Origin of the sequence: Pseudomonas sp. PSE1(2024) (assembly GCF_050990555.1) — a bacterium.
Taxonomy (GTDB): domain Bacteria; phylum Pseudomonadota; class Gammaproteobacteria; order Pseudomonadales; family Pseudomonadaceae; genus Aquipseudomonas; species Aquipseudomonas aphyarum.
This window is the reverse complement of the sequence record NZ_CP158967.1, coordinates 5,049,773-5,060,587: the sequence shown is the minus strand read 5'-3', so window position 1 is coordinate 5,060,587 and position 10,815 is coordinate 5,049,773. Positions and strand designations below refer to the sequence as shown.

10 protein-coding genes are annotated in these 10,815 nt (G+C 60.8%); 3 read left to right on the top strand and 7 right to left on the bottom strand.

The features are described from left to right. The first annotated feature begins 3 nt into the window (after positions 1-3). Positions 4-714, top strand: a complete 711-nt coding sequence (locus ABTV87_RS23005; protein ID WP_221533576.1) for a hypothetical protein — start codon at positions 4-6, stop codon at positions 712-714. Here the strand turns inward: ABTV87_RS23005 and ABTV87_RS23000 are convergent. From ABTV87_RS23000 to ABTV87_RS22975, 6 genes are read right to left on the bottom strand one after another with little or no spacing between them, the layout of a single operon-like run. After that, positions 711-2,042 (bottom strand): DUF58 domain-containing protein, encoded by a 1,332-nt coding sequence (locus tag ABTV87_RS23000; protein WP_221533577.1) that lies wholly within the window; start codon positions 2,040-2,042, stop codon positions 711-713. The two genes, ABTV87_RS23005 and ABTV87_RS23000, sit on opposite strands and share 4 nt — an antisense overlap. Beyond that, entirely contained in the window at positions 2,039-3,040 is a 1,002-nt protein-coding gene (locus tag ABTV87_RS22995; RefSeq protein WP_007951240.1) for an AAA family ATPase, read from the bottom strand. The genes ABTV87_RS23000 and ABTV87_RS22995 overlap by 4 nt, the downstream gene beginning before the upstream one ends. After that, complete coding sequence (locus ABTV87_RS22990) at positions 3,037-4,203, bottom strand: DUF4350 domain-containing protein (RefSeq protein ID WP_433898414.1); 1,167 nt, start codon at positions 4,201-4,203, stop codon at positions 3,037-3,039. Before ABTV87_RS22990 ends, ABTV87_RS22995 begins: the two co-directional genes overlap by 4 nt. After that, positions 4,200-5,744 (bottom strand): DUF4129 domain-containing protein, encoded by a 1,545-nt coding sequence (locus ABTV87_RS22985; protein WP_433898413.1) that lies wholly within the window; start codon positions 5,742-5,744, stop codon positions 4,200-4,202. The genes ABTV87_RS22990 and ABTV87_RS22985 overlap by 4 nt, the downstream gene beginning before the upstream one ends. Continuing rightward, a complete protein-coding gene (locus tag ABTV87_RS22980) occupies positions 5,731-6,708 on the bottom strand; it encodes a stage II sporulation protein M (RefSeq protein WP_085607023.1) in 978 nt (325 codons plus the stop codon). Before ABTV87_RS22980 ends, ABTV87_RS22985 begins: the two co-directional genes overlap by 14 nt. Beyond that, positions 6,705-7,430, bottom strand: a complete 726-nt coding sequence (locus ABTV87_RS22975) for an RDD family protein (protein WP_433898412.1) — start codon at positions 7,428-7,430, stop codon at positions 6,705-6,707. Before ABTV87_RS22975 ends, ABTV87_RS22980 begins: the two co-directional genes overlap by 4 nt. 180 nt (positions 7,431-7,610) lie before the next feature. Between ABTV87_RS22975 and sbcB the strand changes: the two genes are divergently transcribed. Then, complete coding sequence (gene sbcB / locus ABTV87_RS22970) at positions 7,611-9,041, top strand: exodeoxyribonuclease I (protein WP_074688370.1); 1,431 nt, start codon at positions 7,611-7,613, stop codon at positions 9,039-9,041. Positions 9,042-9,142: 101 nt separating this feature from the next. On the opposite strand, the gene mvaT is transcribed toward sbcB, so the two are convergent. Next, positions 9,143-9,520, bottom strand: coding sequence for a histone-like nucleoid-structuring protein MvaT (mvaT, locus tag ABTV87_RS22965; RefSeq protein WP_007951234.1), 378 nt, complete (start codon positions 9,518-9,520; stop codon positions 9,143-9,145). Between the two features lie 339 nt (positions 9,521-9,859). On the opposite strand from mvaT, the gene purU reads away from it, so the two are divergent. After that, positions 9,860-10,708: a formyltetrahydrofolate deformylase gene (gene purU, locus ABTV87_RS22960; RefSeq protein ID WP_007951233.1), complete on the top strand. Its 849-nt coding sequence runs from the start codon at positions 9,860-9,862 to the stop codon at positions 10,706-10,708. Positions 10,709-10,815: the final 107 nt, after the last annotated feature.

Here is a 10,815-nt window from a genome sequence, read left to right as displayed (position 1 = left end):
ATCATGTCTCGACAAACCCAAGCAGCATCCAACGCGGTTGAGATTGCCGAAGTGCGTGAGGCCATGTTTGATCCTGTGACCGGAGAAACGGTTTCGCTGGCCGTGAGGGTGATTGACTCCGGTACTCGCGTGGCCGCATCCGATCAAGAGGTGATCTTCAACATCTCGACGCAGCCGGAGGAGTTCCGGGTGAAGACGGACCAGAGCGGGTGGGCGCTTTTACGCTGTACGGCGACACAGGTTGGGGATATCGCGGTGACCGCTACGCTGGAAACCGATCCGACGAAAGCAGCCTCCCACACCTTTCGCTTCAAGACGCTGGCTGCCGGTGTCTGGAGTGATGCCATCTTCCATTTGAATGCAGAGCCTGTCGGCACTTCATGGGGGGAAGAAACCAGGTTTCCCCGTAATGCGGGAACTCATAGCATCACGCTGAGGGTTACCAATCCAGACAGTGCGTTGCTTGGCCGCGCCTTTACTCTGGGCCTGACCGGGTTCTCATCGGCCACTCAACTGGGAATTACAGGTGTGCAGCCGGCACTGGGTGTTTGGAGAACCTTGACGATGACCGGGCTGGTTTGGCAGTTCACTACCAATGCGGGAGGAGGGGCTTACAACCTGGTACTCGGGGCAGAACGCATACTCAAACTGTCACCGGAAAATCCAGTCTCTCTGGGGGCAACTGTGCCTGATGACGTCGCCGACGTAACCTAAAAAGTACCGGTCTTCTTCCAGCTCAAATACCGTGTTACCAGCCCGGTACCCAATTCCTCCGGACGGGCCTCTACCACCGCGATACCCTGTGCACTCAACCGCTCATGGTGTTGCGCGCTGGTGTTGAGATAATCCACGGTCGCGCAGTAAGTCAGCGTTTCATCCAGTGTTTGCACCGGATGATGGCGCAGGTCGTCCAGCACGGTTTCCCGCAAGCTTGCGACCAAAACCCGATGTTGCTGACTCAAGCGCTGCACGGCACTCAGCAGTTCTTCATCGTCCTCATCCCGCACATTAGTCACCAACACCACCAGCGCCCGCCGCTTTTGCCTTGTCAGCAACTGATTCACCGCCGCCGGATAATCCGCCGAACGTCGTGTGCTATCCAGATCATAAACACCGTTGAGCAACACCTTGAGTTGCCCCGCCCCTTTGACCGGTGCAATAAACCGCGGCTGATCGCTGGCGAAGGTCATCAACCCCACCGCATCTCCCTGCCGCAACGCCACATAACTCAACAGCAGACACGCATTCAACGCATGATCGAAATGTGACAGCTCGCCGTCCTGACTGCGCATCTGCCGGCCGCAATCAAGCATGAAGATGATTTGTTGATCCCGTTCGTCTTCGTACTCCCGGGCAATCGGTGTGCGATGGCGAGCGGTGGCTTTCCAGTCGATCTGGCGCAGGCTGTCGCCTTCGCGAAATTCGCGCAGTTGATGGAATTCCATCCCTTGGCCACGGCGTTGGCGCTGGCGTACGCCGAGCTGGCTGAGCCAGTTGTCGACCGCCAGCAACTGGCCGCCGTAGAGGCGGGCGAAGTCGGGGTAGACGCGGGTGTGGTCGGTGATGTTCAGCAGGCGTTTGCCGGACCACAGGCCGAAGGGGCTCGGCAGGTTGAGTTCGCAGGTTTCGAAGGTGAAGTGGCCACGCTTGAGCGGGCGCAGGCGATAGCCGATCAGGCTGCGCTGGCCGGGTTGCAGCTCGGTGGAAAGCGGCAGGTTTTCGTGGCTGAGGCCGTCGGGTACGTGGTCGAAAATTTGAATGGCCAGTGGTGGATCGAAGTCGTGTTCGATTTCCAGCCGGATTTCGCTCCAGCGACCGAGGGCCAGGCTGCCGGGCATCTGTCGTTGCACGCGGGGCGAGGGCAGGCGCTTGAGGCGCAGCGCGTCCAGCAGGCTCAGCGCAAACAGCGCCAGCAACAATCCCCAGTTGATCGACAGCAGGCTCGATGGCACCTCGACGTCCAGCGCCTGCAACGCGCCCAGCACAATGCCGATGGCCAGCAGGATCGCCAGCCAGATCAACAGCAGGCGCGAGGGGTTCACAGGCGCGGCGCCGGTACTTGGTCGAGCAGTTGCTGAAGGACTTGATCGACTTGCAGCCCTTCGATGTCCAGCTCCGGTGCAAGGCGTACGCGATGGCGCAACACCGCCAGTGCGCAGCCCTTGATGTCGTCCGGGATCACGAATTCACCGCCGCGCAACAGGGCCCGGGCGCGGGCGCAACGCACCAGTGCAATGGAGGCGCGTGGCCCGGCGCCGAGGGTCAGCCCCGGCCAGGTGCGGGTGCTGCGGGCGAGGCGCACGGCGTAATCGAGCACCTGATCATCCAGCGGCAGATCGCTGGCGATGCGCTGCAGGGCTTGCACGTCCTTGGCCTGCAGCACGGTGCGCAGCGGTTGCACGTCGAGCATGTCGGCACGGGTCGAGCGGCTGACCTGACGCACCATGTCCAGCTCCTGATCGGCGTCGGGGTAATCCATGCGCACCTTGAGCATGAAGCGGTCGAGTTCGGCCTCCGGCAGCGGATAAGTGCCTTCCTGTTCGATCGGGTTTTGCGTGGCGAGCACCATGAACGGCTGGGCAATCGGCAGGGCCCGGCCTTCGAGGGTGACCTGACGTTCCTGCATCGCTTCGAGCAGGGCGGCTTGCGTCTTGGCCGGGGCGCGGTTGATCTCGTCGGCCAGAAGCAGGTTGGTGAACAAGGGGCCTTTGCGCAGTTTGAATTGCTCGGTCTGCAGGTCGTAGACCGCGTGGCCGGTGACGTCGCTGGGCATCAGGTCCGGGGTGAACTGAATACGCGCGAACTCGCCGCCGAAGCATTTCGCCAGGGCGCGTACCAGCAGGGTCTTGCCAAGGCCCGGAACGCCTTCGAGCAGCACGTGACCGCCGGCGATCAGCGCGGTCAGCACGTCGTCGATCACCGCGTTCTGGCCGATCAGCGCCTTCTGCAATTCACCGCGCACCGCTTGCGCCAACTGGCTCGCGCGCTGGCGTTGTTGGGCCGCGTGGCTGGGCGAGCCGGGTTCGATGTGTTCGGTCATAGCGTGTTCCTCAAGGCTTGCAGGTGGGCGACCTGACGGCAGAATTCGGCGCTGGACAGACGCCGCTTCGGTGCCGGGCTCAGGGCCTGGCTGATGGCACGGGTCGGTTGGCGGGTCAGGCGTGACAGCACCAGCCATTGTTCGGCGACGTTCAGTTGGTCGAAACCGGGATGACGGTGACGGGCGCGGCGCAGGACGTCCTGCTGCAACGCTTGCAGCAAGGTCTGTTGACCGTTGTGACGCAGGATGAAATCGGCACTGGCGCGCAGGTGTTCCATCAACTGCCGACGACCACTCGGAGCCGGCGCCTGCACCGGCCCGTGACGTACGCCGACATGCCACAGCCACAGGCCGATCAGCGCGAGCAGGGCGACGATGGCTTGCGGGAAATAGCGCCAGAGCAGGGTCAGCAGACCGTCGTGTTCGGTGTTGTACAGCAGCGTCACGGTGGTGTCGGCGCTGAGGTACCAGAGCAGCCAGGCATTGTCGTGCTGCGCAATCGCCGGGGTTTTCCACAGATCGGCATCGGTGACCACGGTGATCGTGCCGAGGCCGAAAGCCAGTTGCATCATGTGCGTGGCTTTTGCGCTGTTGGCCCAGGCTTGGGCGAGGTTTTTCGGGTCGTCGAGGTGGAACGCGGTGTCGAATCCGGCATAGGCGGGCGCGTCTTCGTCTTCCAGATAGAGCTTGGTCAGATTGGGCCAGGGATCTTCGGCGGCATCCGGTGGCGCGCCCTTGAGATCCTTGGTGAAGGATTGGTGCAGTTGCACGCGGTCGAGCAGCAGGTCGTTGCTCTGGCCGGTCTTTTCATCCCAGATCGATTCGGCGACGAACACCAGCCTTCCACCGGCCCGGGCCCAGTTCAGCACCTGATCGACCTGACGCGGGGTCATTTTCGAGCGGTCGTTAAACATCAGCAGCGTGTGCTGGCGCGGATCGATATCGGGCAACACGGCGAGGCTTTCCGCATGACTGACGTCGATCCCGCGTTCACGCAGAAACATCTCCGCTGCCAGATAAGGATTGGCTTGCGCGGCGGGGGACGGGCCGTGATCGACCTCGGCCTGGTAAGGCGTGGCCTTGAGGTACAGATAAATGCCCAGCGCACCGAGCAGGGCGACGATCAGCGCGCCGCCCAAAAGCCAGAGCGTGCGCCGGCTCAACGGGCGACTCCTTGGCCAAACAGGGTGCGCCAGCCGTCACACAATTCCTGTTGCAGATGCGCCGCCGGTACTCGGTGCCCATAGGCCATGTTCTGCCAGTGACCGGTGAGCTGACGGCTATAAGTGAGCAGATCCGGACGCTGCAACTGTTCGATCCGGGCCAGCACTTCGTTTTCGGTGTCGGCGGGTTTCAGGGTCAGGTTGAAGTCGTGCAATAGATGACTGAGCAGTGCCCGGTACAGCAGACCCAATGCCGCGCGCGGCTCGGTTTGCCAGAGCTGTTCCGCATGGCTGGCTATGTCATCGGGCAGGCTTTCCTTTTGCAGATCCAGACCGAAGGCTTGTTGCGGCAAGGGCCTTTTGTTCGTTTCGGGCAAGCGCGGACGGCGGCCGACGAACGTTTGCAGAAAATCCCGATAACGCCAGACCAGCCAGCCGAGCCCGGCGATCACCGCGCCCCACAGCACGACTTCAATCGCCTTGGCCAGACCGTCGAGGTGTCGGCCGTCCAGCCAGTCGAGCAGGGTTTTCAACCATCGCGGTACCTCGCCTTCCTTGGGTTTTTCGGCAGCAGCAGGATCTTCGCCGAAGCGATAACGGGTGACGGTTTCCTTGTTCTTGAACGGCGGTTGTTCGAGCAAGGCCTTGATGCTGTTGCGGGACGCCTCGCTGGTCAGCGGCTGGTTCAAGAGACGCGGTGCATCCGGAGCAGTGGCGGGGTCGGCAGCCCAGACTGATGGCACGCCCGGCAACAGCAGACACACCACCAGCAGCAAGCCGATTGCGCTGCTGTTCAAACGCTGACGCAAGCGGCGGAACACCAGTTCGATGTCCCAGGCTTCGAGGACGGTGCGGCGGTTCAGGTACAGACTGAACCCGCAGGCGACATACACCGGTTCCCAGATCACCAGGATCAGCGCATAGAACGCATTGGTCAGATGCTCCAGCCAGCGCCATTCGTAGTCGGCCGCGAAGATCAGGCTTTGCCAGTCCCAATCGGTTTCGACCTGTTGCGGCAGAAGCAGGTAGAACAACACCATCAGGCCGATCCACAGCGCCGTTTCGAGATGCACGCCGATGATCGTCAGCCACTGCGCGGCGCCGGCATTGCGTTGCAACAACACCTGCAAACGCTGCTGGCGGGCGGTGCCGTCGAGGCCTTCGAGTTGCAACACGGGCAGCAGGAAGCTGCGACTGAGGCTGAGGCGGCGCCAGGTCAGGCTGGCGATGAGTTGCGGCTTGAGCAGGCGCGGCCATTGGCGCAAGGCCTGTTTCAAGGTGGGTGTTTCGCCGAACAGCGCCTTGGACAGGATGTACAGCGGCAGGCGTTCGTAGGCCGGTTTCAGCCACCAGAAGATGAACACGGCGAGCGACGGTGAATCCCACAATAACAGGCTGAGCACCGCGAACAGCGGCAGGGTGACGATGGCCCAACTGGTCATCAGCAGGCGCCGATGTTGCTGGCTCATGAGCACGCCCAGATCCATGGCTTCCCAGGTGGTGCGCGGACGGATCGCCACGGTTGCGTCACTCAGGCGCATGGCGGGTCCTTCCGGCGAACAGCAGATAGAGCGCCACGCAGAGCCAGAGCCCGGCGCCGACCAGGTATTTGGTCTGCGGCGTAACCCCGGTGCGCGACGACCAGTAGGCTTCGATAAACGCGGCGATCAACAGAAACAGCATCACGCCGCAGATCAACAGGATGCTCTGGCGCGCCGCGATCTGCAGGGCCTCGATTCGTGTCAGGCGTCCCGGCGCGATCAATGCCCAACCCAGTTTCAGTCCTGCCGCGCCGGCCAGGGCGATGGCGCTGAGTTCGAACGCACCGTGCCCGATCACGAACGACCAGAAGGTCTGGCCAAAGCCGATTTCACTGAGGTGTCCGGCCACCGCGCCGATGATCAGCCCGTTGTAGAACAGGAAAAACGCACTGCCCACCCCCAGCAGCAAACCGCTGGCGAAGGTCTGAAAGGCGATGCCGATGTTGTGCATGATGTAGTAGCCGAACATCACCCAGTCTTCGCTCGCCGCGCGCTCGGCCGAACGCCCGAGATGGCCGGCGGCGGGGTCGTACATGCTTTGCATCTCGCGCACCTGATCGGCGGGTATCAGGTTGTAGACCAGCTCCGGAAACAGGAAAACCAGCAAACCGAAACCGGCCAGGCTGCCGAAGAACAACAGGGCGGCGGCCAGCACGAAGCGCCATTCGGCGCGCACCAGCCGTGGAAACCCGGCGAGGATGAAACCCAGCACGTTAGCGCCGAGCTGGCTGCGATGACGGTAAAGCTGTTGATGGCCGCGCAGCACTTGCTGTTGCAAGGAGTCGACCAGAAAACTGCTGTAGCCACGTTCCTGCGCCAGCGCCAGATGCTGGCAGAGTCGACGATAGGCCTTGGGAAATTCCGCTACCTGCGAAGTGTCCTTGCCGCGTTCAAGTCGTTCGAGAGCGAGGGTGAAACGCTCCCATTCGGCCTTGTGGCGGGTTTCGAAAAGGCTTTGCTTCATGTCGGACCCAACAGGCCGCGAGCGATGCCGTTGAGTTCACCGACGGCTTTCGGCGCGCTGATGTGCAGCGGCTGGGCCAGCAATGCAGCGAGTTCGTTGACCCGCGCTGTCGACAGTTCGCCCTGGCGCTCGGCGAAGGCGAGCAGGGCGCGTTGTTCAGTCAGGGTCAGCGGGATCGGTGAGCGGCGGGGTTCGGCATCGGGCAATTGCGGGCGCTTGAGCGGGCGTTCGCTGTAGATCACCAGCGTGCCGGCAGCGATGTCGCCGAGGCGTTTGAAGGTCGGGTGTTGCAGGCAACTGATTGCACCGAGGAAATAGCCGAATGGCATCAGGTCGACAAAACGCAGCAGGTTGCGCAGCAGCGACGCCGACCAGCCGACCGGTGTGCCATCGTCGTGCACTACCCGCAGGCCCATCCATTGCTTGCCCGGCGAGCGGCCCTGACGCAGCACTTCGAACAACACCATGTACCACCAGCTCACCACGAACAGCAGCAGTGAGCCCAGGCCGATACCGAGCTTGCCGAGCAACGCCAGCACCATGAGCAGCACGCCCAAAATCAGCCCGCGCAACCCCAGATCGATGGTGAACGCCACGGCACGCACCATCAGGCCGGCGGGACGCAGCGGCAGGTCGATGCCTTCCGGCGTTTCGACCTGGTGCCGCGTGTCCAGTGGCGGGGCCAGCGGTGCTTTCCTTGGCGGTGCTGTGGTCTCGAGCATGGGCTACCTGATGTTGCCGGATCGGGATGCAAGTGCGTCCGATGCTAGCAGTCTCTCGGGGGGAAACGACATAACTATGTCATACACATCCTTCAACCAAAGGTGACTGAATGATGCGGCGCTGGCCGCGACCGCAGTCGAACGCCTAGACTTTGCCGATCTTCAGTTCAGGAACCGCCCGTGACTTCCATTTTCTGGTACGACTACGAAACCACCGGCATCAATCCCCGATGCGACCGCCCGTTGCAGGTGGCCGGGATCCGCACCGACCACGAACTCAACGAAATCGACGCGCCGGTCAATCTCTACTGCCAGCCCAGCGAAGACATCCTGCCGCACCCGGCGGCGTGTGCGATCACCGGCATCACCCCGAGCCGCCTCGCCGAACAGGGCTTGAGCGAAGCTGATTTCATGACCCGTGTTCACGCCCAGCTCGCGGCACCCGGCACTTGCGGTGCGGGGTACAACACCTTGCGCTTCGACGACGAGATGACCCGCTACAGCCTGTATCGCAACTTTTTCGATCCCTATGCCCGTGAATGGCAGGGCGGCAACAGTCGCTGGGACCTGATTGATGTAGTGCGCGCCGCCTACGCGTTGCGCCCGGATGGCCTGGTCTGGCCAACCGATGACGAAGGCAAGGTGACACTCAAGCTCGAACGCCTGACCGCCGCCAACAACATCGATCACGGCAATGCGCACGAAGCCCTGTCGGACGTGCGCGCCACCATTGCCCTGGCCCGGTTGATCCGCGAGAAGCAGCCGAAGCTGTATGACTGGCTGTTCCAGCTGCGCAGCAAACAGAAGGTCATGGACCAGATTCGTCTGTTGCAGCCGATGGTGCACATTTCCGGCCGTTTCTCCGCTGCGCGCAGTTATGTCGGCGTGGTGCTGCCGCTGGCCTGGCATCCGCGCAACAAGAACGCGTTGATCGTGTGTGATCTGCACCTGGACCCGCAGGGTCTGCTCGACCTGGATGCCGAAACATTGCGTCAGCGCCTGTATACCCGGCGTGATGACCTGGCCGAAGGCGAGTTGCCGGTGCCGCTCAAGCTTATTCACATCAACAAGTGCCCGGTGGTGGCGCCGTTGGCGGTGCTGAGAGCTGAAGATCAGCAGCGTCTGGGTCTGGACATGGCGTTGTATCAGGCGCGTGCATTGCGACTAAGTGACGCACAACAAGTTTGGAAAGATAAAGTCTCGGCGATTTATGCCAGCGAAGATTTCGCCTCGAGTGAAGATCCCGAACAACAGTTGTACGACGGATTTATCGGTGATCGCGATCGTCGTTTATGTGAGCAAGTGAGGGCGACCGATCCTGCTCAATTGGCGCGAGAGCAATGGCCGTTCGATGATGAACGTTTGCCTGAATTGTTGTTTCGATATCGAGCACGTAACTTTCCCGATACGTTGAATTTCGAAGAGCAAGAACGCTGGAAAATCTTTTGCCGGCAACGCTTGTCCGCGCCGGAGTGGGGCGCCCCTAATACCTTGCAATCTTTTGCCGAGGCCATGGAGCAATGGCTGCTTAGTGCTGCGCCGATGCAGGCCGAGGTGTTGGTTGAATGGCAGAACTATGTCCAGGCATTACGCAAACGTTTGGATCTTTGAAATCGAACATGTCCGGCGCTTGAATGCCGGGCATAAAAAAACGCCAGCATTCGCTGGCGTTTTTTTGTGTCACAGAAGCGCTCTGCGACAAGGGTTGCGGCTTAGCCCAGCAGGGTAGCCCAGCCTTCAACCACGTCACCGCCCCACTTGGCTTTCCACTCTTTCAGAGTTTTGTGGTTGCCACCTTTGGTTTCGATGACTTCGCCGTTGTGCGGGTTTTTGTATTGTTTAACTTTGCGAGCACGCTTGGTGCCGGTAGTTTTGGCTGCGCCGCCACGTGGTGCTTTGGTTTTGGACTCTGGATCCAGCAGCGCGATGATGTCGCGCAGGGATTTGGAATATTCGCCCATCAGTGTGCGCAGTTTGCCTTCGAATTCCAGCTCGGCTTGCAGTTTGTCGTCTTGCGACAGGTTCTTCAAACGGGCTTGCAGCTCTTTGATAGCTTCTTCGGTGGCACGATATTCGTTGATCAAGGACATGATTACTACCTTATGTGGGAGTGCGCGATGGCAGGGGACAGTGCGGCAATAATAGTCAGGCTGTTTCATCAAGTAAACATTTAACCGGGGTTTTTATTTGAATTAGTTACGTTGAAAAGCCATGAATTGAATGTTCAGTTAAATAATGTGATGGAGTCTTCACAGATATTCACACAAGCCTGTTCATGCATGGCTATTACTGCGCCATCATTCTGGCGTTTGCCAGCGTCAAAAAAGCTGCGACGGGCTGCCGTGAGGCTTTGAGGGTCATCAATACTGCAGTTTTCCCGCGCAGTCGCTAGAATGGCCGCCTTTGCGAAGTTCTGGAGTTTCCCCCTCATGCGCACTTTTCGGCTGGTGATTTCTTGCCCGGACCGCGTTGGCATCGTTGCCAAAGTCAGTAACTTTCTGGCGGCCCACAATGGCTGGATCACCGAAGCGAGCCACCACTCGGATAACCAGGTCGGCTGGTTCTTCATGCGTCACGAAATCCGTGCCGATTCCCTGCCTTTCGGTATCGAGGTGTTGCGCGAGAAGTTTGCACCGATCGCCGAAGAGTTCTCGATGGACTGGCGCATCACCGACACCGAGCAGAAAAAACGCGTGGTGCTGATGGCCAGCCGCGAATCCCACTGCCTGGCTGACCTGCTGCACCGCTGGCACAGTGATGAACTCGATTGCGAGATTTCCTGCGTGATCTCCAACCACGACGACCTGCGCAGCATGGTCGAGTGGCACGGCATTCCTTATTACCACGTGCCGGTCAATCCGCAGGACAAGCAACCGGCCTTCGATGAAGTGTCGCGTCTGGTCAAGCACCACGACGCCGAAGTGGTGGTGCTGGCGCGCTACATGCAGATCCTGCCGCCGGACATGTGCCGCGAATATGCGCACAAAGTCATCAACATTCACCACAGCTTCCTGCCGTCGTTCGTCGGTGCCAAGCCGTACCACCAGGCTTCGATGCGCGGCGTGAAGCTGATCGGTGCGACCTGCCACTACGTGACCGAAGAGCTGGATGCCGGCCCGATCATCGAGCAGGACGTAGTACGCGTCAGCCACAGCGACAGCATCGAAGACATGGTGCGTTTCGGCCGTGACGTCGAGAAGATGGTGCTGGCCCGTGGTCTGCGTTATCACCTGGAAGACCGCGTGCTGGTGCACGGTAACAAGACCGTGGTGTTCTGATTCACGATCGTTCCCACGCTCTGCGTGGGAACGCCTCTTCAGACGCTCCGCGTCTGCTTTGGGACGCAGAGCGTCCCGGGCTGCGTTCCCACGCAGAGCGTGGGAAC

What these genes read in the sequence shown, in the direction of transcription:
- ABTV87_RS23005 (WP_221533576.1), top strand. Translation starts at nt 4, where the DNA reads ATGTCTCGACAAACCCAAGCAGCATCCAACGCGGTTGAGATTGCCGAA.
- ABTV87_RS22995 (WP_007951240.1), bottom strand. Translation starts at nt 3,040, where the DNA reads ATGACCGAACACATCGAACCCGGCTCGCCCAGCCACGCGGCCCAACAA.
- ABTV87_RS22985 (WP_433898413.1), bottom strand. Translation starts at nt 5,744, where the DNA reads ATGCGCCTGAGTGACGCAACCGTGGCGATCCGTCCGCGCACCACCTGG.
- ABTV87_RS22980 (WP_085607023.1), bottom strand. Translation starts at nt 6,708, where the DNA reads ATGAAGCAAAGCCTTTTCGAAACCCGCCACAAGGCCGAATGGGAGCGT.
- ABTV87_RS22975 (WP_433898412.1), bottom strand. Translation starts at nt 7,430, where the DNA reads ATGCTCGAGACCACAGCACCGCCAAGGAAAGCACCGCTGGCCCCGCCA.
- mvaT (WP_007951234.1), bottom strand. Translation starts at nt 9,520, where the DNA reads ATGTCCTTGATCAACGAATATCGTGCCACCGAAGAAGCTATCAAAGAG.
- purU (WP_007951233.1), top strand. Translation starts at nt 9,860, where the DNA reads ATGCGCACTTTTCGGCTGGTGATTTCTTGCCCGGACCGCGTTGGCATC.